Origin of the sequence: Streptomyces sp. NPDC092952, from assembly GCF_044754785.1 — a bacterium.
GTDB lineage: Bacteria > Actinomycetota > Actinomycetes > Streptomycetales > Streptomycetaceae > Streptomyces.
Genome location: NZ_JBIVPT010000005.1, coordinates 242,844 through 265,086, shown reverse-complemented (window position 1 = coordinate 265,086; position 22,243 = coordinate 242,844). Strand labels below are relative to the sequence as shown.

General features: G+C 73.5%; 24 protein-coding genes and 1 riboswitch. Of the genes, 10 read left to right on the top strand and 14 right to left on the bottom strand.

Going from position 1 to position 22,243, the window contains the following annotated elements; genetic code table 11:
* Nucleotides 1-82 precede the first annotated feature (82 nt).
* The 3 genes from thiE to ACIQGQ_RS15195 all read right to left on the bottom strand — a co-directional run bounded on the left by thiE (nt 83) and on the right by ACIQGQ_RS15195 (nt 2,525).
* Nucleotides 83-736: a thiamine phosphate synthase gene (gene thiE, locus ACIQGQ_RS15205; protein WP_402395382.1), complete on the bottom strand. Its 654-nt coding sequence runs from the start codon at nt 734-736 to the stop codon at nt 83-85.
* A gap of 104 nt (nt 737-840) precedes the next feature.
* Nucleotides 841-1,206 (bottom strand): Rv2175c family DNA-binding protein, encoded by a 366-nt coding sequence (locus ACIQGQ_RS15200; protein ID WP_366294246.1) that lies wholly within the window; start codon nt 1,204-1,206, stop codon nt 841-843.
* A gap of 62 nt (nt 1,207-1,268) precedes the next feature.
* Nucleotides 1,269-2,525, bottom strand: a complete 1,257-nt coding sequence (locus ACIQGQ_RS15195) for an NAD(P)/FAD-dependent oxidoreductase (protein ID WP_402395380.1) — start codon at nt 2,523-2,525, stop codon at nt 1,269-1,271.
* Between the two features lie 83 nt (nt 2,526-2,608).
* Nucleotides 2,609-2,721: riboswitch (TPP riboswitch) on the top strand.
* Between ACIQGQ_RS15195 and thiO the strand changes: the two genes are divergently transcribed.
* From thiO to ACIQGQ_RS15170, 5 genes are all read left to right on the top strand, one after another.
* Nucleotides 2,719-3,933 (top strand): glycine oxidase ThiO, encoded by a 1,215-nt coding sequence (gene thiO, locus ACIQGQ_RS15190; RefSeq protein WP_402395378.1) that lies wholly within the window; start codon nt 2,719-2,721, stop codon nt 3,931-3,933. It overlaps the preceding riboswitch by 3 nt.
* Nucleotides 3,930-4,160 (top strand): sulfur carrier protein ThiS, encoded by a 231-nt coding sequence (gene thiS / locus ACIQGQ_RS15185; protein ID WP_402395375.1) that lies wholly within the window; start codon nt 3,930-3,932, stop codon nt 4,158-4,160. Before thiO ends, thiS begins: the two co-directional genes overlap by 4 nt.
* Nucleotides 4,161-4,162: 2 nt before the next feature.
* Nucleotides 4,163-4,957 (top strand): thiazole synthase, encoded by a 795-nt coding sequence (locus tag ACIQGQ_RS15180; RefSeq protein WP_402395372.1) that lies wholly within the window; start codon nt 4,163-4,165, stop codon nt 4,955-4,957.
* Nucleotides 4,958-5,067: 110 nt separating this feature from the next.
* Nucleotides 5,068-6,984 carry a Stk1 family PASTA domain-containing Ser/Thr kinase gene (gene pknB / locus ACIQGQ_RS15175; RefSeq protein ID WP_402395370.1) on the top strand — a complete coding sequence of 639 codons (1,917 nt, stop codon included), beginning with the start codon at nt 5,068-5,070 and terminating at the stop codon, nt 6,982-6,984.
* Nucleotides 6,985-6,990: 6 nt separating this feature from the next.
* Nucleotides 6,991-7,851, top strand: coding sequence for a deoxyribonuclease IV (locus ACIQGQ_RS15170; protein WP_402395368.1), 861 nt, complete (start codon nt 6,991-6,993; stop codon nt 7,849-7,851).
* A gap of 16 nt (nt 7,852-7,867) precedes the next feature.
* Here the strand turns inward: ACIQGQ_RS15170 and ACIQGQ_RS15165 are convergent, their stop codons facing one another.
* Nucleotides 7,868-8,500 carry a sulfite oxidase-like oxidoreductase gene (locus ACIQGQ_RS15165; protein WP_402395365.1) on the bottom strand — a complete coding sequence of 211 codons (633 nt, stop codon included), beginning with the start codon at nt 8,498-8,500 and terminating at the stop codon, nt 7,868-7,870.
* 154 nt (nt 8,501-8,654) lie between these two features.
* Between ACIQGQ_RS15165 and bfr the strand changes: the two genes are divergently transcribed.
* On the top strand, nt 8,655-9,134 hold the full coding sequence (gene bfr / locus ACIQGQ_RS15160; protein ID WP_352274871.1) for a bacterioferritin: 480 nt from the start codon (nt 8,655-8,657) through the stop codon (nt 9,132-9,134).
* Nucleotides 9,135-9,156: 22 nt separating this feature from the next.
* Here bfr and ACIQGQ_RS15155 read toward each other — a convergent pair whose 3' ends face one another.
* Together ACIQGQ_RS15155 and ACIQGQ_RS15150 are read right to left on the bottom strand one after the other, a co-directional pair.
* The gene (locus ACIQGQ_RS15155; RefSeq protein WP_385211185.1) at nt 9,157-9,378 is read right to left on the bottom strand and encodes a bacterioferritin-associated ferredoxin; all 222 of its coding nucleotides are present in this window, start codon (nt 9,376-9,378) and stop codon (nt 9,157-9,159) included.
* Nucleotides 9,379-9,545: 167 nt separating this feature from the next.
* The gene (locus ACIQGQ_RS15150) at nt 9,546-10,898 is read right to left on the bottom strand and encodes a class II 3-deoxy-7-phosphoheptulonate synthase (RefSeq protein WP_366294221.1); all 1,353 of its coding nucleotides are present in this window, start codon (nt 10,896-10,898) and stop codon (nt 9,546-9,548) included.
* Nucleotides 10,899-10,996: 98 nt separating this feature from the next.
* Here ACIQGQ_RS15150 and ACIQGQ_RS15145 point away from each other — a divergent pair, with 98 nt between their 5' ends.
* Together ACIQGQ_RS15145 and ACIQGQ_RS15140 are read left to right on the top strand one after the other, a co-directional pair.
* Complete coding sequence (locus ACIQGQ_RS15145; RefSeq protein ID WP_078513512.1) at nt 10,997-11,053, top strand: trp operon leader peptide; 57 nt, start codon at nt 10,997-10,999, stop codon at nt 11,051-11,053.
* Nucleotides 11,054-11,144: 91 nt separating this feature from the next.
* Nucleotides 11,145-13,049 (top strand): anthranilate synthase family protein, encoded by a 1,905-nt coding sequence (locus ACIQGQ_RS15140; RefSeq protein ID WP_402395362.1) that lies wholly within the window; start codon nt 11,145-11,147, stop codon nt 13,047-13,049.
* Nucleotides 13,050-13,071: 22 nt separating this feature from the next.
* On the opposite strand, the gene ACIQGQ_RS15135 is transcribed toward ACIQGQ_RS15140, so the two are convergent.
* From ACIQGQ_RS15135 to ACIQGQ_RS15120, 4 genes are all read right to left on the bottom strand, one after another.
* Complete coding sequence (locus ACIQGQ_RS15135; RefSeq protein ID WP_402395359.1) at nt 13,072-14,076, bottom strand: 2-hydroxyacid dehydrogenase; 1,005 nt, start codon at nt 14,074-14,076, stop codon at nt 13,072-13,074.
* A gap of 131 nt (nt 14,077-14,207) precedes the next feature.
* Nucleotides 14,208-14,900, bottom strand: a complete 693-nt coding sequence (locus tag ACIQGQ_RS15130; protein ID WP_402395357.1) for a response regulator — start codon at nt 14,898-14,900, stop codon at nt 14,208-14,210.
* Nucleotides 14,897-16,120, bottom strand: a complete 1,224-nt coding sequence (macS, locus tag ACIQGQ_RS15125; RefSeq protein ID WP_402395354.1) for a MacS family sensor histidine kinase — start codon at nt 16,118-16,120, stop codon at nt 14,897-14,899. Before macS ends, ACIQGQ_RS15130 begins: the two co-directional genes overlap by 4 nt.
* 53 nt (nt 16,121-16,173) lie before the next feature.
* Nucleotides 16,174-16,917, bottom strand: coding sequence for a lysophospholipid acyltransferase family protein (locus ACIQGQ_RS15120; protein WP_402395351.1), 744 nt, complete (start codon nt 16,915-16,917; stop codon nt 16,174-16,176).
* 181 nt (nt 16,918-17,098) lie between these two features.
* Between ACIQGQ_RS15120 and ACIQGQ_RS15115 the strand changes: the two genes are divergently transcribed.
* Both ACIQGQ_RS15115 and ACIQGQ_RS15110 read left to right on the top strand, forming a co-directional pair.
* Nucleotides 17,099-17,878 (top strand): alpha/beta hydrolase, encoded by a 780-nt coding sequence (locus tag ACIQGQ_RS15115; RefSeq protein WP_402395348.1) that lies wholly within the window; start codon nt 17,099-17,101, stop codon nt 17,876-17,878.
* Entirely contained in the window at nt 17,871-18,551 is a 681-nt protein-coding gene (locus ACIQGQ_RS15110) for a hypothetical protein (RefSeq protein ID WP_402395345.1), read from the top strand. The genes ACIQGQ_RS15115 and ACIQGQ_RS15110 overlap by 8 nt, the downstream gene beginning before the upstream one ends.
* Nucleotides 18,552-18,564: 13 nt before the next feature.
* Here ACIQGQ_RS15110 and ACIQGQ_RS15105 read toward each other — a convergent pair whose 3' ends face one another.
* The 4 genes from ACIQGQ_RS15105 to ACIQGQ_RS15090 form a co-directional block, all read right to left on the bottom strand.
* On the bottom strand, nt 18,565-19,323 hold the full coding sequence (locus ACIQGQ_RS15105; protein ID WP_402395342.1) for an endonuclease/exonuclease/phosphatase family protein: 759 nt from the start codon (nt 19,321-19,323) through the stop codon (nt 18,565-18,567).
* 80 nt (nt 19,324-19,403) lie between these two features.
* Entirely contained in the window at nt 19,404-20,345 is a 942-nt protein-coding gene (locus tag ACIQGQ_RS15100; protein ID WP_402395339.1) for an ROK family glucokinase, read from the bottom strand.
* Nucleotides 20,346-20,417: 72 nt separating this feature from the next.
* Nucleotides 20,418-20,891, bottom strand: coding sequence for a DUF5304 domain-containing protein (locus tag ACIQGQ_RS15095; protein WP_402395337.1), 474 nt, complete (start codon nt 20,889-20,891; stop codon nt 20,418-20,420).
* An 82-nt stretch (nt 20,892-20,973) separates the two neighbouring features.
* Nucleotides 20,974-22,242: an ArsA family ATPase gene (locus ACIQGQ_RS15090; RefSeq protein WP_402395334.1), complete on the bottom strand. Its 1,269-nt coding sequence runs from the start codon at nt 22,240-22,242 to the stop codon at nt 20,974-20,976.
* Nucleotide 22,243: the final 1 nt, after the last annotated feature.

The window sequence follows — 22,243 nt, the reverse complement described above, 5'->3', positions numbered from 1 at the left end:
CCGCACCTCCCAATGGACCGGACCAGGGGGAATTGCCCGAATTGACCGGTACTTTGTCCATCCTTCGGACACCCGGCCGAAATCACTCCGTGGCGCGCGCCCTGATCCGCCCGGCCAGCTCGGCGGTGGCCGCGGCGGGGTCGGCGGCCTCGGTGATCGCCCGGACGACGACCACCCGGCGGGCCCCGGCGTCCAGCACCTCGTCGAGGTTGCCGGCGTCGATGCCGCCGATGGCGAACCAGGGGCGCGGCCCGCCGAGGGAGGCGGCGTACCGCACCAGGTCCAGGCCGGGGGCGTGGCGGCCGGGCTTGGTCGGGGTGGGCCAGCAGGGGCCGGTGCAGAAGTAGTCCACACCGGGCTGGGCCACGGCCGCGTCGACCTCGGACCGGGCGTGCGTGGAGCGGCCGATCAGCACGGTGCCGCCGAGAACGGCGCGGGCGGCGGGCACCGGCAGGTCGCCCTGGCCCAGGTGGAGCACGTCGGAGCCGATCGCATGGGCGACGTCGGCACGGTCGTTGACCGCGAGGAGCTTGCCGTGGCGGCGGCAGGCGTCGGCGAGGACGGCCAGGTGGTCGAGCTCCTCGGCCGCCTCCATGCCCTTGTCGCGGAGCTGGACGATGTCCACCCCGGCGGCGAGGACGGCGTCGAGGAACTCGGGGAGGTCGCCCTGGCGGCGGCGGGCGTCCGTGCAGAGGTAGAGCCGTGCGTCGGACAGCTGCGCGCGGGCCGTGGACATGGTGCGGTTCCCCCCGGGGAGTGCGTGGTGGAGCGGGCGCGGGCGGGCCGTGAGGGGGTGGGCCGCGGGGCCCGCCCCCTCACCCGCTCACGCGGGGCCTGCGGTCAGACGGCGAGCGCCTGGGCGCGGCGCTTCACCTCCGTACCGCGATTCTCGCTCAGCGCCTGGGCAGGGGTGCCCGGCAGGGTCGGGTCGGGAGTGAAGAGCCACTCCAGCATCTCATCGTCGTTGTAGCCGTCGTCCTTCAGGAGCGTCAGGGTGCCGGCGAGGCCCTTGACCACCTTGTCGCCGTCGATGAAGGCGGCGGGCACCTGGAGCGTCCGGTTCTCGCCCCGGCGCACGGCGATCAGCTGGCCCTCCTTGACCAGCTGGCGCACACGCGTCACCTCGACACCGAGCATTTCGGCGATGTCGGGCAGGTGGAGCCAGGCGGGTACGAGAGCATCGGTCTTCGCGTCAATCTCGGTCACGGGGACAAGCCTGCCATCCCGCACCGACAGCCGATACCCGGACTCCGCCCTTCAGGGCCGTGCTACCTCCGTACCGCCGACTTCAGCGGTACGGCGGGGTCGGCCACCGCCCCGGGGTCCAGCGGCGTTCCCGCCTCGATGAGCTTGCGGCCCTGCGCCAGGTCTCGCGGCCGTCCGACGGCGAGCACCGCGACCAGCACGCCGTCGCGCAGCCAGCACACCGACCAGGCGGGCCCGGCCGGATCGCCGCGCCACAGCAGGGTGTCGGCGCTCCCGTGGTGGCCCGCGTACTGCACGAAGCGGTCGAACTGCTCGGACCAGAAGTACGGCACCGGGTCGTAGACCGGCGGCGCGGGGGCGTCGTCCGGGGCCGTGGCGAGGATGTGGGCGGCGGCCGTGCGCGGGCCCTGGAGGGCGTTGTCCCAGTGGTGGACGAGCAGGCGCTCGCCGTAGCGGGCGGAGGGGAAGGAGGCGCAGTCGCCGACCGCGTACACATCGGGCAGCGAGGTGCGCAGCGCCTCGTCGGCGGTGACCGATCCGTCGGGGCCGAGCGCGATGCCGGAGCCGGCCAGCCAGCCGGTGGCCGGGCGGGCGCCGATGCCGACGACGACCGCTCCGGCCGGGATCGCCCGGCCGTCGGCGAGGACCACCCGGCCCGGCTCGACACGGTCGACCCGGGTGCCGGTGAGGAGCTCGGCGCCGCTCTGCTCGTACCAGGCGGCCATCGGGGCGGCGACCTCGGCGGGCAGCGCGCCGGCGAGCGGACGGTCGGCGGCCTCGATGACGGTGACCGCGCAGCCGGCGGCGCGGGCCGCGGTGGCGAACTCGGCACCGATCCAGCCCGCGCCGACGATCACCACGTCGTGCTGCTCGCCGAGGACCGGCCGCAGCCGGGCCGCGTCGTCCAGGGTGCGCAGCAGGTGGACGCCGGGGACGCCCTCGGTGCCGGGCAGGACGACCGGTTCGGCGCCGGTCGCGATCACCAGGACGTCGTAGGGGACGGCGCCCGCCCCGGTGTCCAGCTCGTGCGCGTCCGGCCGCACTCCGGTGACTTCGACGCCCAGGCGCAGTTCGATGTCCAGCGCCTCGAAGTCGATGTCGAACGCGGAGTCCTCGGCCTTGCCGAGCAGGACCGCCTTGGACAACGGGGGCCGGTCGTAGGGCTGGTGGGGCTCGGCGCCGATCAGCACGACCGGGCCGGTGAAGCCCTGCTCCCGCAGGGCCACCGCGGTCTGCACCCCGGCCATGCCCGCGCCGACGACCACGACGCGGCGCCCGGTCCGCCCGTCCGGCTGCTCTGACTGCTGCTGCTCGCTCACCCGTGACACCTTACGCATCTGATGATCAGTCAGGAAGGGGCGGGTTCTCGGCCCCGGCCGGAACGGGGTCTAGGCTGGCCCCGTAGAGCACTCGCGGGAGCCCGGACGCACCGGGCTGAGAGGGAGGCTGGCCGGCCTCCGACCGTACGAACCTGATCCGGGTCATGCCGGCGAAGGGAGGGGCTGGAAGCCCATGCGTTCCTCTCGGAGCGGAAGCGGGTACGACGTCCTCGTCGTCGGGGGCGGGATCATCGGTCTGGTGACTGCCTGGCGGGCCGCGCAGCGCGGTCTGCGCACCGCGGTCGCCGACCCCGAGCCGGGCGGCGGGGCCGCCCGGGTGGCGGCCGGGATGCTGGCCGCCGTCACCGAACTCCACTACGGCGAGGAGCTGCTGCTCGGCCTCAACCTCGCCTCCGCCGCCCGGTATCCGGCCTTCGTGGCCGAGCTGGAGGCGGCGAGCGGGCGGGAGACCGGTTTCCGCGCCTGCGGCACCCTGGCCGTCGCGCTGGACTCCGACGACCGCGCGCATCTGCGGGATCTGCACGCCCTGCAACGGCGTTCGGGGCTGGAGTCGGAGTGGCTCACCGGCCGGGAGTGCCGTCGGCTGGAGCCGATGCTGGCCCCGGGTGTGCGGGGCGGTCTGCGGGTCGACGGCGACCACCAGATCGATCCGCGCCGGCTGGCCGCCGCCCTGCTGACCGCCTGCGAGCGGGCCGGGGTGGTCTTCCACCGCGAGCGGGTGGTGCGGCTGGCCGTGACGGGCGGCCGGGCCGCCGGGGCGGTGCTCGCCGGGGGTACGGAGCCGGCGGCCGACCAGGTCGTGCTGGCCGCGGGCAGCCTCAGCGGCCGGCTGCCGGGGGTGCCGGAGGAGGCCGTGCCGCCGGTCCGGCCGGTGAAGGGCCAGGTGCTGCGGCTGACCGTGCCCGCCCGGTACGCGCCGTTCCTGAGCCGGACGGTCCGGGCCGTGGTCCGGGGCAGCCACGTCTATCTCGTACCGCGCGAGAACGGCGAGCTGGTCGTCGGCGCCACCAGCGAGGAGCTGGGCTGGGACACCACCGTCACCGCGGGCGGCGTCTACGAGCTGCTGCGGGACGCCCACGAACTGGTCCCCGGCATCACCGAACTGCCGCTCACCGAGACCCTGGCCGGTCTGCGCCCCGGCTCCCCCGACAACGCCCCGCTGCTGGGCCCGACCACCCTGCCCGGCCTCCACCTCGCCACCGGCCACCACCGCAACGGGGTGCTGCTCACCCCGCTCACCGGGGACGTCATGGCCGAGTTCCTCACCGGCGGCGAACCGCCCGAGCAGGCCCGCCCCTTCACCCCGCTCCGCTTCCCGTCCACCGGCCCCGGGAGCCCCGCCGCGGCTTCCGCCGCCTCCTCCGTACGTCAGGAGCAGCCCGCATGACCGAGCCCGTACCCCCTTCCGCGCCGCTCTCCGTCTCGGTGAACGGCGCGCCCCGGCCCCTCGCCGCGGGCACCACCCTGGAGGCCCTGGTCGCCACGTTGACCACGGCGCCCTCGGGGGTGGCCGCCGCCGTCAACGAGACCGTCGTCCCGCGCGGCCGGTGGGGCGCGACCGCGCTGGCCGACGGCGACCGGGTCGAGGTCCTGACCGCGGTCCAGGGGGGCTGACCGTGTCCGACGACGTCTTCGCCCTCGGCTCGACCGTCCTCGGCTCCCGGCTGATCATGGGGACGGGCGGGGCGCCCAGCCTCGACGTGCTGGAGCGCTCGCTGATCGCCTCCGGCACCGAGCTGACCACCGTCGCGATGCGCCGCCTCGACCCGACGGTGCAGGGCTCGGTCCTCTCCGTCCTCAAGCGGCTCTCGATCCGGGTGCTGCCGAACACCGCGGGCTGCTTCACGGCGGGCGAGGCCGTGCTGACCGCCCGGCTGGCCCGGGAGGCGCTCGGCACCGACTGGATCAAGCTGGAGGTGGTGGCCGACGAGCGGACCCTGCTGCCCGATCCCGTCGAGCTGCTGGACGCGGCGGAGATCCTGGTGGACGAGGGGTTCACCGTGCTGCCCTACACCAACGACGACCCGGTGCTGGCCCGCCGCCTCCAGGACGTGGGGTGCGCCGCGGTGATGCCGCTGGGCTCGCCCATCGGCTCCGGGCTCGGCATCCGCAACCCGCACAACTTCCAGCTGATCGTGGAGCAGGCCCGGGTGCCGGTGATCCTCGACGCGGGCGCCGGGACGGCCTCCGACGCGGCGCTGGCGATGGAGCTGGGGTGCGCGGCGGTGATGCTGGCGTCCGCCGTGACCAGGGCGCAGGAGCCCGAGCTGATGGCCTCGGCGATGCGGCACGCGGTGGCGGCCGGGCGGCTCGCGTACCGGGCGGGCCGGATTCCGCGCCGCCACTTCGCCGAGGCGTCCTCGCCGGTGGAGGGGCGCGCGGCACTGGACCCGGAGCGCCCGGCGTTCTGAGCCCGGGACGCCCTCCGCATTCCATGTCCCTGTCACGGCTCGGCTGCAGTACGGCCCCGGGACGCCCCGGACCGTGAGGGGTGTCCGTCGCGGCTCGTAGACTCGGCGGCGTGGATACGACCCTCCAGGACCCGCTCGTCGGGCAGCTGCTCGACGGCCGCTACCGCGTCGATGCCCGCATCGCCGTGGGCGGCATGGCCACGGTCTACCGGGCCATGGACACCCGGCTCGACCGGGTGCTCGCGCTCAAGGTGATGCACCCGACGCTGGCGGCCGACGCCTCGTTCGTCGAGCGCTTCATCCGTGAGGCCAAGTCCGTGGCCCGGCTCGCGCACCCCAATGTGGTCGCGGTCTTCGACCAGGGCGCCCAGGGCCAGTACGTGTACCTGGCGATGGAGTACGTCGCGGGGTGCACCCTGCGCGACGTCCTGCGCGACCGCGGCGCGCTCCAGCCGCGCGCCGCCCTGGACATCCTGGAGCCGGTCCTGGCCGCCCTCGGCGCGGCGCACCGGGCGGGCTTCGTGCACCGCGACATGAAGCCGGAGAACGTCCTGATAGGGGACGACGGCCGGGTCAAGGTCGCCGACTTCGGACTGGTACGGGCGGTGGGCACCGCCACCGACACCACCGGGTCGGTCCTGGGCACGGTCTCCTACCTGGCCCCCGAGCAGATCGAGCACGGCACGGCCGACACCCGTGCCGACGTGTACGCCTGCGGCGTCGTCCTGTACGAGATGCTGACCGGGGCCAAGCCGCACGGCGGCGACACCCCCGCACAGGTGCTCTACCGGCATCTCAACGAGGCCGTGCCGCCGCCCTCGGCCGCCGTGCCGGGGCTCCCGGCCGGGCTCGACGCCCTGGTGGCGGCCGCCACCGCGCGCGATGCCGAGGGCCGTCCGTCGGACGCGGTGGAGCTGCTCGCGCGGACGCGCGAGGCCCGCGCCGGTCTCACCGACGCCCAGCTGGACGCCGTACCGCCGCAGGCCACGGCCGAGGCGCACGACGCCGCCGAGGACCGCACCAGCGTGATCCCCCGGCTGATCCCGGCCGGGCAGGGAGTCTCGCACCACACGAGCCGGCTGGAGACGCCGCCGCTGCCGCCCGCGGGCGGCGGCGCGCCGGACCGGCCCCGGCGCGGGCCGAGGCGCTCCGTGCTCGCCGTGATCGCCGCCGTCCTGCTGGTGCTGGGCGTCGGCACCGGGGTCTGGTACATCAACTCGGGGCAGTTCTCCCAGGTGCCCTCGCTGCTCGGCAAGACGCAGAAGGAGGCCGAGAAGCGGCTCTCCGACGCCGGTCTGGAGCTGAAGGGCGTCCAGCGGGCCTACAGCGACACCGTGGAGCGCGGCCGGATCATCGGCAGCGACCCGAAGTCCGGTGCCCGGGTCCGGGGCAACGACGCGGTGACGCTCGTCGTCTCGCGCGGGCCGGAGATCGTGCAGGTGCCCGACCTGCGGAACCTCTCGCTCGCGGACGCCAAGAAGGAGCTGAAGAAGGTCGGCCTGGTCCCGGGCATGGTCACCAGGGAGTTCGACGAGGAGATGGTACGGGGCGACGTGATCCGCACCGACCCGGCGGCGGGCACCGGGCGCCACCCGGACTCGGCGGTGGCCCTCGTCCTCAGCAAGGGCGCCCCGGTGGCGGTCCCCGACGTCACCGGGCTCTCCGTCGAGGACGCCACCGCCGCGCTGGACGAGGAGGGGCTGAAGGCGAAGGTGCTGCCCGGCCGGGTGCACTCGCCGGAGGTGGCGGGGGACATCGCGCGCCAGTCGCCGGGCGAGGGCGCCGAGGCCGCCGAGGGCGACACCGTCGAGCTCACGGTCTCCAAGGGGCCGCGCATGATCGACGTACCGGACGTCGTCGGCAAGGACCTCGACGACGCCAGGGCCGAGCTGGAGAAGGCGGGCTTCGAGGTCAAGGTCGACCGCCCGTTCCTGTCCTTCAGCGACACCATCGCGAGCCAGTCCGTCAAGGGCGGCGACCAGGCCGCCGAGGGCAGCACCGTCACCATCAAGACCAAGGGACTCTAGATCCACATGCGCAACCCAGTCGGCGGCCATGTCCCGGTGGCCGGGGGGCTCGCCAAGGTCGGCCTCGCCTACGCCCGCGAGATGGGGGCGGAGGCCGTCCAGGTCTTCGTCGCCAACCCGCGCGGCTGGGCCACGCCGACCGGTGACCCGGCCCAGGACGAGCGGTTCCGCGCCGAGTGCGCCGCCGGGTCGATCCCGGTGTACGTCCACGCCCCCTACCTGATCAACTTCGGCTCGCACACGGAGGCGACCGTCGAGAAGTCCGTGGAGTCGATGCGCCACTCGCTGCGCCGGGCCCGGGAGATCGGGGCTCTGGGCGTGGTGGTGCACACCGGCTCGGCGACCGGCGGCCGCCCGCGCGAGGAGGCCCTCGCCCAGGTGCGTACGTATCTGCGGCCGCTGCTGGACGAGCTGACCCACGACGACGACCCGGACCTGCTGCTGGAGTCGACCGCCGGGCAGGGCTCCTCGCTCTGCTCCCGGACCTGGGACTTCGGCCCGTACTTCGAGGCGCTCGACGCCCACCCCAAGCTCGGCGTCTGCCTGGACACCTGCCACATCTACGCGGCCGGGCACGACCTGGCCGGTCCGGCCGGCATGGCGCGGACCCTGGACCTGCTGGTGTCCACGGTCGGCGAAGGACGGCTGAAACTGATCCACGCCAATGACTCCAAGGACGTGGTCGGGGCCCACAAGGACCGGCACGAGAACATCGGTTCCGGCCACATCGGCGAGGAGCCGTTCCGCGAGCTGTTCGCGCATCCGGCGACCGCAGGCGTGCCGCTGGTCATCGAGACGCCGGGCGGCAAGGAGGGCCACGCGGCGGACGTGGCACGACTGAAGGGGCTGCGCGGCCCGCGCGCCTGAGACGGCCGGTCCCGGGTCAGAGCTCGGGGCCCTCGCCGGGCTTCTCCTGGTAGGAGTACCGCTGCTCCCGCCAGGGGTCGCCGATGTTGTGGTAGCCGCGCTCCTCCCAGAAGCCGCGGCGGTCGGCCGTCATGTACTCGACGCCCCGGACCCACTTGGGGCCCTTCCAGGCGTAGAGGTGCGGCACCACCAGGCGGAGCGGGAACCCGTGCTCGGCGGTGAGCAGTTCACCGTCCTTATGGGTGGCGAAAAGTGTTCGGTCCGAGGCGAAGTCGGCGAGCCTCAGGTTGGAGCTGAACCCGTACTCGGCCCAGACCATCACATGGGTCACCTCGGGGGCGGGCGGCGCGAACTCCAGCACCGTACGGGCCAGGACCCCGCCCCATTCGGCCCCGATCATGCTGAATTTCGTGACGCAGTGCAGGTCGGCGACGACCGAGGTGAAGGGGAGCGCGGAGAACTCCTCATGCCCCCAGCAGTGCTTCTCGCCGTCCGCGGTGGCCCCGAAGACCCGGAACTCCCAGCGGTCGGGCTTGAACTTCGGAACGGGCCCGTAGTGGGTAACCGGCCAGCCGCGCTGCAGTCGCTGCCCCGGGGGAAGCCCGGACTCCTCTGACGCGCGGTGTTCCCGGCTTTCCGGCTGACCCATGCCTCCATGGTGACAGACGGGCGGGGATGGTCCCGACCAACCACGGGGCAATTCAGGCAACTCCTAGTAAGTATGTACTTACTGGACGTGTTTGGGCTGCGATGACAGGATGCGGCCAACCTGCCCAGTCCATCGGTCGGAAGGAGCCTCTGCGATGCAGGGCGACCCCGAGGTCATCGAGTACCTGAACGAGCAGCTCACGGGTGAGCTGACAGCCATCAACCAGTACTGGCTGCACTACCGGATTCAGGACAACAACGGCTGGACGAAACTCGCGAAGTACACGCGGTCGGAGTCCATCGACGAGATGAAGCACGCGGACCGGCTCACGGAACGCATCCTCTTCCTCGACGCGCTGCCGAACTACCAGCGGCTCTTCCACGTCCGGGTGGGCCAGACGGTCACGGAGATGTTCCAGGCCGACCGGCAGATCGAGGTCGAGGCCATCGACCGGCTGAAGCGCGGGATCGACGTCATGCGCGGGAAGGGCGACGTCACCTCGGCGAACATCTTCGAGGACATCCTGGAGGACGAGGAGCACCACATCGACTACCTCGACACCCAGCTGGAGCTGATCGAGAAGCTCGGGGAGCCGCTGTACCTGGCGCAGCAGATCGAGCAGCCCGACAGCTGACGCGACGGGGCGGTCCGGGCGGTCAGGCCGCTTCGGGGAGCGAGGGTTCCTGCTTCTTCCGGGCGAGCAGCTCACGGCGCGGACAGGCACCGCGGCCCAGCACCGCCTGGATGGCCCGGACGCAGCCGCCGCAGTCGGTGCCCGCCTTGCAGACGGAGGCGATCTGCCGGGGGGTGCAGGCTCCGGCGTCCGCATGCTCCTTGACCTGCTTCTCCGTGATGCCGAAGCACGAGCAGACGTACACGCGGATTCACCTCCCGGGCGGGACCGGCCGTTCTCTGCCACCCCGACTCTCGGTGAGGCATACCTAACCTTACCCGGCACCGAAAGGTGCTGAAAGCCCCCGAACGCCCTGTGGGGCACGGATCACATCGATCCGTGCCCCACAGTCGTACGCCGGGTACGCGGCGCTCACTGGTCCCGGTACATCTCCGCGACCAGGAAGGCCAGGTCGAGGGACTGGCTGCGGTTGAGCCGCGGGTCGCAGGCCGTCTCGTAGCGCTGGTGCAGGTCGTCCACGAAGATCTCGTGGCCGCCGCCGACGCACTCGGTGACGTCGTCGCCGGTGAGCTCGACGTGGATGCCGCCGGGGTGCGTGCCGAGGGCCTTGTGCACCTCGAAGAAGCCCTTGACCTCGTCCAGGACGTCGTCGAAGCGGCGGGTCTTGTGGCCCGAGGTGGCCTCGAAGGTGTTGCCGTGCATCGGGTCGGTCACCCAGGCGACGATGGCGCCGGAGGCGGTGACCTTCTCGACCAGGGCCGGGAGCTTGTCGCGGACCTTGTCGGCGCCCATCCGGACGACGAAGGTCAGCCGGCCGGGCTCGCGGTCGGGGTCGAGGCGGTCGACGTAGCCGAGCGCCTCTTCGACCGTGGTCGTCGGGCCGAGCTTGATCCCGATGGGGTTGCGGATCCTCGACGCGAACTCGATGTGCGCCCCGTCCATCTGGCGGGTGCGCTCACCGATCCAGACCATGTGGCCGGAGGTGTCGTACAGCTCGCCGGTGCGCGAGTCGGTACGGGTCAGCGCCGACTCGTAGTCCAGCAGCAGGGCCTCGTGCGAGGCGTAGAACTCGACCGCCTTGAACTCGGCCGGGTCCGTGCCGCACGCCTTCATGAAGTTCAGCGCGTTGTCGATCTCGCGGGCGAGCGCCTCGTAGCGCTGGCCGGACGGGGAGGACTTCACGAAGTCCTGGTTCCAGGCGTGCACCTGGCGCAGGTCGGCGTAACCGCCGGTGGTGAAGGCGCGGACCAGGTTCAGCGTGGAGGCGGAGGCGTGGTACATCCGCTTCAGCCGGTCCGGGTCCGGGACCCGGTCCGCCTCGGTGAAGGCGAAGCCGTTGACGGAGTCGCCGCGGTAGGTCGGCAGGGTGACGCCGTCGCGGGTCTCGGTCGACTTGGAGCGCGGCTTGGAGTACTGGCCGGCGATCCGGCCCACCTTGACGACGGGCACGGAGGCCGCGTACGTCAGCACGGCGCTCATCTGGAGCAGCGTCTTCAGCTTGGCGCGGATGTGGTCGGCGGACACGGCGTCGAAGGCCTCGGCACAGTCGCCGCCCTGGAGCAGGAACGCCTCGCCCTTGGCGACGGCTCCCATACGGGCACGCAGCTGGTCGCACTCGCCCGCGAAGACGAGCGGCGGATACGACGCGAGCTCCGCGAGTACATCGCGCAGAGCCTCGGCATCGGGGTACTCGGGCTGCTGCGCCGCGGGAAGGTCTCGCCAGGTGTTGCCACCGGCGACGGAGGTATTGGCGTTCACGGTCACGGGTCCCACACTACGGGGTCCGGCGGCGGCTCCCTTTCGAAAGCTCAATAGTTGAGACGGGCGCTCGTTCGGCGCAGGCGTCGGTTAGGGTTCCTTCCATGTTCGCGCAGACGACCCAGAACTGGTGGTGGACCGCTCATCCGGCGGCCCACTGATCGATCGCGCGCACAGACCACGCGAAGGCCGCCCGAGGGGCGGCCTTCTCCGCGTTCCGGGAGCCGTTCCTCCGTTCGGAAGGAACCTCCCATGCCCCACGTGTCCCCCACGCCCCACCTGACCGCCACCGTCCTCGACCGGCTGCTGCGCGACGACTGCCCGCCGTTCGCGCTGCTGCGCAGGCGCACCCCGGGCCGCGACCACGACACCGTCGAGGTGCTGATCGGCCGGGTGCGGGAGGCCGAGCGGCTCGCCGATCTCCCGGTCGGCCCGCTGCCCTCGCTGGCCCTGGTCCCGTTCCGGCAGATCGCCGAGCGCGGTTTCGACGTCCGCGACGACGGGACGCCGCTGTCCGTGCTGGCCGCCGACGAGACGTACGAGCTGCCGCTCGCCGAGGTGCTGGAGCGGCTTCCGGCGCGGGACGTACGGGTCGGGGGCGGCGCGTTCGACGTCGGGGACGCGGAGTACGCGGAGATCGTCCGGCGGGTCGTGGAGGACGAGATCGGGCGGGGCGAGGGGGCCAACTTCGTCGTCCGGCGGACCTTCCGCGGGGAGATCCCCGGCTTCGGCCGGGCGGACGCGCTGGCCCTCTTCCGGCGGCTGCTGGCCGGGGAGCGCGGGGCGTACTGGACCTTCGTCGTGCACACCGGGGCCAGGACGCTGGTCGGCGCCAGCCCGGAGGTGCATGTGCGGATGTCGGGCGGGACGGTGGTGATGAACCCGATCAGCGGGACGTACCGCTACCCCGCCGGCGGCCCGACCGCCGACGGCCTGCTGGACTTCCTCGCCGACCGCAAGGAGACCGAGGAGCTCTCCATGGTCGTCGACGAGGAGCTGAAGATGATGTGCACCGTCGGCGACATGGGCGGGGTGGTGGTCGGGCCGCGGCTCAAGGAGATGGCCCACCTCGCCCACACGGAGTACGAGCTGCGCGGGCGGTCCTCGCTGGACGTGCGCGAGGTGCTGAAGGAGACCATGTTCGCGGCGACGGTCACCGGCTCCCCGGTGCAGAACGCCTGCCGGGTCATCGAGCGGTACGAGCCCGGCGGGCGCGGCTACTACGCGGGGGCCCTGGCGCTGCTGCGGCAGGAGCCGGGCGGGGCGCAGAGCCTGGACTCGCCGATCCTGATCCGTACCGCCGACATCTCGGCCCACGGGGAGCTGAAGGTGCCGGTCGGGGCGACGCTGGTGCGCCACTCCGACCCGGACGGCGAGGTCGCCGAGACCCATGCGAAGGCGGCCGGGGTGCTCGCCGCCCTCGGGGTGCGCCCCGGCCGGCCCGCGGAGGAGGCGTCCCGGCCCCGGCTGGCGGCCGACCCCCGGGTGCGGGCGGCGCTGGACGCCCGGCGGGAGGGTCTCGCCCCGTTCTGGCTGCGGATGCAGGAGCGTGCCCGGGACCTGTCCGGCCGGGCCCTGGTGGTCGACGGCGAGGACACCTTCACCGCGATGCTGGCGCATCTGCTGCGCTCCTCGGGCCTGGACGTGTCGGTGTGCCGCTTCGACGAGCCGGGGCTGCGGGAGCGGGTGCGGGCGCACCGGGGGCCCGTCGTGCTGGGGCCCGGTCCGGGCAACCCGGGCGACGGTGCCGATCCGAAGATGCGGCTGCTGCGCTCCCTGGCGGCGGAGCTGGTCCGCGACCACCGGCACGGGCTGCTGGGGGTCTGCCTCGGCCATGAGCTGATCGCGGCGGAGCTGGGGCTGGAGATCGTCCGCAAGACCGTGCCGTACCAGGGCGCGCAGACCCGGATCGAGCTGTTCGGGCGGGAGGAGACGGTCGGCTTCTACAACAGCTTCACCGCGCGCTGCGACGCGGACGTGGTCACGGAACTGGCGGCGCACTCCATCGAGGCGAGTACGGACGCGGCCACCGGTGAGCTGCACGCGCTGCGCGGGCCCGGGTTCGCCTCGGTGCAGTTCCATCCCGAGTCGGTGCTGACGCTGCGCGGGTCGGGGATCGTGGCGGAGCTGCTGGCGGGGTTGCCGGTGGCGGGCTGACGGGAGCGGCGGCCCCGGTGGCTCAGCCCGCCGGGGCCGCCGGGACCAGTACGTTCTCGCTGCGGCGGCCGGCCAGGTAGTCGGCGATGTTCCGTACGGTGGCGTCGATGATCTGGCCCACCGCGTCCTCGGTGTAGTACGCCTGGTGGGAGGTGACGACGACGTTCGGGAAGGTGACGAGCCGGGCCAGGGTGTCGTCGTCGACGCCCTCCAGCGACTTGTCGAGGAAAAAGAGTCCGGCCTCCGCCTCGTAGACGTCGAGCCCGACGCCCAGGAAGCGGCCCGCGCGCAGTTGGGCGACGAGCGCGGTGCTGTCGATGAGGCCGCCCCGGCTGGAGTTGATCAGGATCGCGTCGTCCTTCATCAGGGCCAGGGCGTCCGCGTCGATGAGGTGGTGGGTGGCGGGCAGCAGCGGGACGTGCAGGCTGACCAGGTCGGCCTCGGCGAGCAGCTGTTCCTTGGGGACGTACGTCATGCCGAGGCCGGTGCAGGCGGGGTTCTCCGCGACGTCCCAGCCGAGCAGCCGCATGCCGAAGCCGTGGGCGATCCGGGCGAACGCCTCGCCGATCTTGCCGGTGCCGATCACGCCCGCGGTGCGGCCGTGCATGTCGCGGCCGAGGAGCCCGTCGAGCCGGAAGTCGAAGTCGCGGGTGCGGCTCGCGGCCCGGATGATCCGGCGGTTGACGGCCATCGCGAGGGTCCAGGCGAATTCGGCGACGGAGTACGGCGAGTAGAAGGAGACCCGGGCGACCCGCAGGGCCAGGCGCTCGGCGACGTCGAGGTCGATGTTGTTGAAGCCGGTGGAGCGCTGGGCGATCATCTGGGTGCCGCCCGCCGCCAGGGTCTGCAGCACCTGGGCGCCCAGGTCGGCGTTGACGCTGGTGGAGACGATCTCATGGCCGGCCGCGATGGGGGCGGTGTCCCGGTTCAGGAAGACGTCCAGGCAGTGGACCTCGTGCCGGCCCGCGAAGGCCCGCTCGATCAGCGGCTTCTCGTCGGACTGCACGCCGAAGGCCAGGATCTCCACGGCTTCTCCCGTTGATCGCGCGGACCGGCTCCCGGGGCCCGGGACGGGGCCGGGGCCCCGGTGCCGGTCTTCGCGAATATACGGTCCGCCGGGCCGCCCCGCCGCTCGGGCGGCGCGGCCGGACGGACCGCTCAGGCGTCGTCGAGGCCGCGCTCGATGGCGTAGCGGACCAGCTCCACGCGGTTGTGCAGCTGGAGCTTGCCGAGGGTGTTCTGCACGTGGTTCTGCACGGTGCGGTGCGAGATGACCAGCCGCTCGGCGATCTGCTTGTACGAGAGCCCCTTGGCGACCAGCCGGAGCACCTCGGTCTCGCGGTCGGTGAGCCGGGGCGCGTCGGGCTCGTCGGGGGCGGCCGGCGCGGGGTCGGAGGCGAGTCTGCGGTACTCGCCGAGGACCAGCCCGGCCAGGCCCGGGGTGAAGACGGGGTCGCCGGCGGCGGTGGAGCGCACCGCGTCGGTCAGCTCCTGCGTACTGGCCGACTTGAGGAGGTAGCCGGTGGCGCCGGACTTGACCGCCTCCAGGACGTCGGCGTGCTCGCCGCTCGCGGAGAGCACCAGCACCCGCAGCCCGGGGTGCGAGCCGACGAGCTCCTTGCAGACCTGCACGCCGGGCATTCCGGGCAGGTTGAGGTCGAGCACCAGGACGTCGGGGGCGGCGGCCTTCGCCCGGCGGACCGCCTGGGGCCCGTCACCGGCGGTCGCCACCACGTCGAAGCCGGACTCGGACAGGTCGCGGGCGACGGCGTCGCGCCACATCGGGTGGTCGTCCACCACCATCACCCGGACGGTGCGCTCCGGGCCGCCCCCGCTGGTCTCGGTACTCATCTCGCCGACTCCGCCTTCCCCCGTGAAACCTTCGGAACCTTCAGTTCGACCTCGGTGCCCTGGCCGGGAACCGAGAGCAGATCGGCCGTGCCGCCCAGGTCGCGCAGCCGGCCGCGGATCGACAGGGCCACCCCCATCCGGCCCTCCCCCTCGGCCTGGGCGAGCCGCCCCTCCGGGATTCCCGGGCCGTCGTCGCGGACCGTCACGATCACCTCGTCCGGCCAGTCCTCGACGAGGATCCATGCCTGCGCATTGTCCCCCGCGTGCACCCTGACATTGTCCAGGGCGGCACCGACGGCGGCCGCCAGCTCCCGCGCGGCCGCCGGGGCGAGCAGCACCGGGGCGCCCGGCTCCGCGAAGCTGGTCCGGGAACCGGCGTGCGGGGCGAGCAGCGAGCGCAGATCGCAGGGGGCCCCGTCCGGCGGCTCCTCGTCGGCCTCCACCCGGCGGACCACGGCGCCCTCGGCGGCGTCCTCGGAGACCCGGTCGGCGGCGACCAGTCCGCTGGAGACCAGGGTGCGCAGGGCGATCTCCTGCTCCCCGGCGAGCCTGCCCAGCTCGGCCGCCTCGCCGCCGAGCGCGGTGCCCCGGCGCTGGACCATCGCGAGGACCTGGAGCACGCTGTCGTGGATGTCGCGGGCCAGCCGTTCCCGTTCGCGGGTGGCGGCCTCGATCTCCAGGGCGCGGGCGAGGGTGCGCTCACTGGCGCGGGCGACCTCGACGACGTAGCCGATCGCGATGGAGGCGACCCAGACCAGCAGCACGTTGTGGAAGGTGTCCCGGCTGGGGTCGCCGCGTTCGACGATGTTGGCGAGGGCGACGAAGGTGGAGGCGACGGCCGCCCAGCGCCAGCCGCCCTTGATGGCGAAGGCCAGCACCGAGCCCGCGGTCCAGATGGACGGCAGCGTCGGGCCGTCGACCTGCTGGGCCTCGAAGTCGGCGAGCGGGGTGAGCAGTATGCCGGCGAGCGCGATCGTGAGGTCGGCGCCCAGGAACCGCTTGGTGCAGGCGGCGGCGCCCGCGACCTTCGGGAGGGTGGCGAGCGTCCAGACCACCATCACCGACAGGAAGACCACGGCCACCCACGGCCGGTCGTACTTGGCCCGGCCGAAGACGGAGAGCAGCACCGCGTAGATCATCGTGAGAATGCGGTACGCGGTCAGCGCACTCCACAGCGGCTGCTCGACCGACATCCGTACGACGCGCACACGCCCGGCCACTTCCCCCACACCCCCTGGACGGCACCGGCGCGCGCACGCGCCGTACCGTTCCTTCAGCCCTGTGCCCCGGTCTCGCCGTTCCCCTGCTTCTCCGCCTCGGCCCGGCGCTTCGCGTCCTCGGCCATCTGCCGCTTGGCGGCCGTCGCGTAGATGTCGACGTACTCCTGGCCGGAGAGCTTCATGATCTCGTACATCACCTCGTCGGTGACCGAGCGCAGGATGAAGCGGTCCCCGTCCATGCCGTGGTAGCGGCTGAAGTCGAGCGGCTTGCCGATCCGGATCCCCGGGCGCATCAGCTTGGGCACCACCTGGCCGGGCGGCTGGATCTTCTCCGTGTCGATCATCGCGACGGGGATGACCGGGGCGCCGGTGGCCAGCGCCACCCGGGCCAGCCCGCCGGGCTTGCCCCGGTAGAGGCGGCCGTCGGGCGAGCGGGTGCCCTCCGGGTAGATGCCGAACAGGCCGCCGCTCTCGATCACCTCGATGCCCGCCTTGATGGCTGCCTCACCGGCGCCGCGGGTGCCCGAGCGGTCCACCGGGAGCTGGCCGACGCCCTTGAAGAAGGCCGCGGTCAGCTTGCCCTTCACACCGGTGCCGGTGAAGTACTCGGACTTGGCGATGAAGGTGACCTTGCGGTCCAGGACGGCCGGGAGGAAGAAGGAGTCGGAGAACGACAGGTGGTTGCTCGCGAGGATCGCCGGTCCCTGCGCGGGGATGTTCTCCAGGCCCTCCACCCACGGCCGGAAGGCGAGCTTCAGCCCCCCGCCGATGGAGAACTTCATAGCGCCGTAGATCAACTCGGGTGCCTCCTGTGTGCTGTCGGACAGACCATATCCCGTGTGCGGCCCGGCATGGAGCCGTTGCGGCGGCCCGTGCCGGTGACGGCCCTGGTCGGTGTCAGCCCGGTCGCGTACGGTGAAGCAATCCTCTGCACTCCCCCTTGCGCTCCCCCGCGAGCCTCACGAACAGGAGACCTTGGTGCCGGTCCTTCCCGGAGCCGAGCCGTTCCGCCACGAGGGCGGAGAGGTCGGCGTCCTCCTCTGCCACGGATTCACCGGTTCCCCGCAGTCGCTGCGCCCCTGGGCCCGCTATCTGGCGGAGCGCGGCCTGACCGTCTCGCTCCCGCTGCTGCCGGGGCACGGCACCCGCTGGCAGGACATGCAGCTCACCGGCTGGCAGGACTGGTACGCGGAGGTGGACCGGGAGCTGCGCGGCCTGCTGGAGCGGTGCACGCGGGTCTTCGTCTTCGGGCTGTCCATGGGCGGCGCGCTGACGCTGCGGCTGGCGGCCAAGCACGGCGACGCGATCAGCGGCCTGGTGCTCGTCAACCCGGCGAACAAGGTGCACGGCCTGGCGGCGCGGGCGCTGCCGGTCGTCCGCCATCTGGTGCCCACCACGAAGGGGCTGGCCAGCGACATCGCCCTGAAGGGGTCCGACGAGGTCGGGTACGACCGGGTCCCACTGCACGCGGCGCACTCGCTGCGGAAGTTCCTCCGGCTCGTCGACGCCGAGCTGCCGCAGGTCACCCAGCCGATCGTGCTGCTGCACAGCCCGCAGGACCATGTGGTGCCGCCCGCCGACTCGGCGCGCATCCTGAGCCGGGTCTCGTCGACGGACGTCGAGGAGATCCTGCTGGAACAGAGCTACCACGTGGCGACGTTGGACCATGACGCGGAGCGGATCTTCGACGAGAGCCATCGGTTCATCGGCCGCCTCGCCCCGAGCGTCGGCAAGAAGGGGAGCACGTCAGGTGGCTGAGCACGACGCGGAGCGCGCGGGCAGCGAGGAGGAGCGCGAGCCCCTTCCCGCCGAGGGCGCGGCCGTGCCCGACGACGGCACGGGCCAGGAGGAGTCCGCCCCCCGGAAGGCGGCATCGGGCGGCGAGGGCGGCCGGGAGGGTCCGCCGGTCGACGAGGACTCCGCGTGGCGGGCGATCGTCGCGGGGTACGGCGAGGAGCCGCCGGACCCGCCGGGCGCCAAGCCGTTCCGTTCGGTCGAGGACCTCGCGCTGCTGGAGGACGACGGGCCCGCCGGCCCCGAGGTGGACAAGGGGCTCGGCAAGAAGCTCCCGAGGCCGCCGGAGAAGCCGCTCGGCAGTTCGGTCGTCTTCGCCCCCGGGGTGATGGGGCCGCGCGACTACGGGCTCGCCGCGCCGAAGGACGACGACTTCGACGAGAACGACGAGGGGCACTTCGTCCCTCCGGAGCCCCCGCCGCTGCCGGAGGCCGACGCCACGGCGAAGTTCGCCTGGCTCGGGGTGGTCGGCGGTCCGGTGCTGATGCTGCTCGCGGTGGTGCTGGGCTGGGAGATGACCTGGTGGTTCACCACGGTCTGCGTCGTCGGCTTCCTCGGCGGCTTCGTCACGCTGGTGGCCCGGATGAACGACGACGGGGAGGACGACGAGGACCCCGGGCGCGGCGCGGTGGTCTGACCGGGCGCGGCCCTCAGGGCTTCAGGGCGGGGACCCGCAGCGCGGCCAGCACCGGAAGGTGGTCGGTGGCCGTGCGCAGGTCCGCGTCGCCGACCCCCGGCAGCCCGGCGGGGACGCCGCAGCCGAGCACCTCGATCCCGGGCGTCGCGAAGACCGCGTCGATGCGGCGGTCCGGGCGGCTCGCCGGGTAGGTGTGCCCGCCGCCCCAGGGCCGTACCGTCCAGCAGTCCTGGAGCCGCCCGGACAGCCGGTCGAAGGCGGCGCCGGACGGTACGTCGTTGAGGTCGCCGGCCGCGACGGCGTGCTCGACGCCCATCTCGTCCATCCGCTCCAGCACCGCCCCGGCCTGGGCGAGGCGCTCCTCGCGCTGGAGGCTCAGATGGAAGCTCACCAGACCGATGCGGGTGCCCGCGATCCGTACCACCGAGGTGGCCAGGCCCCTGCGGTGCAGCCCGGGGGTGAGCGGGAGCAGGACGTCCTCCGTACGCTCCACCGTGGCCCGCAGCGAGCAGAGCAGCAGCGGGCCGGCCGCCGTGGCGCCGCCGCCGAGGACGACCAGGTCGGTGCGGGCCGCGAGCCAGGCGGCGCGCTTGCGCCAGCGGAAGAAGCGCGGGGCCTCCTGGATGAAGACCAGGTCGGGGGTGCAGGCCGCGATGACGCGGGCCAGCGCCTCGGGGTCGTCGCGCATCGACCGGATGTTGTAGCTCAGCACGCGGACGACGGCCGAACCATCCGGCTCGGTACGGGAGTCGGGCAGTGGCGTCAGGACCATGCGCCTCACGATACGACGGACGCCCGCCGCTCCCCCAGGGGGCGCGACGGGCGTCCGGCCGGCTCGTGCCGGGGTGCGGTTCAGCCCTGGCGGGCCAGGTCCGCCGCGCCGACCAGCCCGGCCTCGCCGCCGAGACGGGCCGCGAGCACCTGGGCGTGCGGGCGCCACTCGCCGCCGATCAGCCAGCGCCGGAAGGACTTGCGGATCGGGTCGAGGACCAGCTCGCCCTCATCCGAGACGCCGCCGCCGACGATGAACGCGGACGGGTCGAAGAGCGAGGCGAGGTCGGCGAGTCCGGCACCGGCCCAGCGGGCCAGCTCGCGGAAGGAGTCGATCGCCACCGGGTCGCCCTGCCGGGCGGCCCGGCTGATGTGCTTGCCCTCGATGCCGTCGACCGTGCCGTCGCCGAGCGACAGCAGGACCGTGGCGTTCTCCGGGGTGGCGTTGGCGCGCTGCCGGGCGTAGCGGACCAGGGCCCGGCCGGAGGCGTACTGCTCCCAGCAGCCCTGGCTGCCGCAGCCGCAGAGCAGACCGTCCGGGACGACCCGGATGTGGCCGAACTCGGCGGCCACGCCGAAGCGTCCGCGGCGCAGCTTGTTGCCGATGATGATGCCGCCGCCGAGCCCGGTGCCGAGCGTGATGCAGATGACGTCGTCGTGGCCCTGGCCGGCGCCGAAGCGGTACTCGCCCCAGGCGGCGGCGTTGGCGTCGTTCTCCACGACGACCGGGAGGCCGACGCGCTGCTCGACCTTGTCCTTCAGCGGCTCGTGGCGCCAGTTGATGTTCGGGGCGAACAGCACGGTGGCGCGCTTGTCGTCGACGTATCCGGCGGCGCCGATGCCGACGGCCTCGATGCTCCGGCCCTCGCTCGCGCCGGACACGGCCGTCGCGATGGCGTCCACGATGCCTTCGGCGGTCGGCGGGGTCGGCACCTTGTGCGTGGAGAGGATGCGGCCCTCTTCGTCGACCACGCCAGCTGCGATCTTCGTGCCGCCGATATCGACGCCGATGGTGAGTCCCATGAATCCCTCAGTTCCGGTCGTGCCCCGCTGGGGCAACCGTACCCGAGCCGGGGGGCCGCCCATCGGCGCCGGTCAGTCGAGGTCGATCTCCTCGCCCGCGGCGGGCGGCTCGTCGCGCGGGTCGCTCGGGTCCCCGGCCCGCTTCTCCGTTCCGGTCCCGTCCGCACCGGCCTCGTCGGCGGCGGTGCGGGTCCAGCGGCGCTCCTGGCCCTCGACGGCGGAGCGGTAGGCGGCGAGGAGTTCGCCGCCGGCCGCGGCGAGGTGGTCGAAGACCTCCGGGTTGCGCTCGATGACCGGCTCGACGGCGGACTTCGCCTGCTTGATGATCTGCTGCACCGTGCCCTGGGCCGTCGCGCCGAGCAGCGGTGTCCGGAAGGACGCGACCTTGTCGGCGACGGCGTCGACCAGCTTGCGCAGCTCCTCGGCGGCGGAGCCGGGCGGCGGGCCGTGCTGGGCACGGCGGCGGGCCTTCTCGGCCTCCAGGTCCTCCGCGCAGGCGCTCGCCCACGCGTCGTCGTCGGCGGGACGATCGGTGGCATCGCTCATGGCGGACTCCTGCGACGTGGCGTACGGCGGCCCGGCGTCCCGGGCGCCCGCTTCCGACGTTACCCGAACGGCCCGGCGGCGTTCAGCCCGTCCGGGGCCAGAGGTCGGGGTCCGGGGTGAAGCGGACCCGGAGCAGCCCGTCGGTGAGCGAGGCGCCCGAGACGGTGCAGCGGCGCAGCCCGGACTCCAGCGGGACGGTCCGGTGGTACGGGCCCACCGTGAGCAGCAGTTCGTCGCCCCGGCGGACCAGCCGCAGGTCCTTCTTCACGGCGCCGGGCAGCGGCAGGCACCAGACCAGGACCGGTACGCCGTCGCCGTCCCCGTCGGGTGCGGTGCGCACGATCCGGCTGCCGGGCAGCAGGGCGCCCAGGCCCTCCGGGGCGTCGGGCACCTCGATCCACCAGGGGTCCTCGGCCCGGCCGGGGCCGCGTACGCCGTGGTCCGGGGCGGGTGCGGTGTGCTCGGCGAGGCGGTCGAGGTCGTCCAGGCCGCGCGGGTCGCGGCCCAGGTGGGGCAGTTCGCGCAGGGCGGCGTGCGGCGCCCACTCGTCCCGCCAGCGGTCGACGGTCTTCTCCTGCTGTGCGGCGAGCGCGGCGAACCAGGGGTCGGCCGAGTGGCGGGGCAGCAGGCGGTTGACCGCGAGGGTGTCGACCCGCAGCCCGTGCAGGGCGAGGCCGGTACGGGCGGTGCGCAGGGCCTCCTCGGCGGCCGGGCCGGGCTCGGCGACCAGCCGGAGCGTGGTTCCGGCGTCCTCGATCAGGGCCTGGACGGCGGCCAGCTCGGCGTCCTTGCGGGCGGCCGCCTCGTACAGCCACTGGGCGGGCATCGGGACCCCGGCGAGCTGGGCGAGCATCGGGCGCAGGGCGCGGGCGGCCTGCCGCTCCGGGGGCAGCAGCCGGCGCAGGTAGCGGCGGAGCCGGGCGGGGAGGGAGAGCAGGTCGAGGGCCTCGCCCAGCGGCGGCAGGTCGACGACGAGGAGGTCGTGGCCGCGGCGCGACCAGTCGCCCTCGGCGGCCCGGCGCAGGCTGTGCAGCAGGGCGAGCTGGGTGCTGCCGGGGAGCTCGGTGATCTCCTCGCCGTCCAGCCGGGCCCCGCCGAGCAGGTCGAGGACGCCGGACGCCCGGTCCTGGAGGGCGAGGAACTCGTCCCGGAAGTGCTCGGCGGAGTCGATCCGGGCGGCCCACAGCCCGGGGGCGACCTCGGTGGGCCCGGTGTCCCGGGGGAAGCCGGGTATGGGGTCCGGGGTGAGGAGCAGGGCGCTCCCGCCGCGCCGGGCGGCGGCCAGCGCGGTGGCCGCCGCGACGGTGGTACGGCCCGCGCCGCCGGGTCCGGTGACGAGGACCGTACGCATC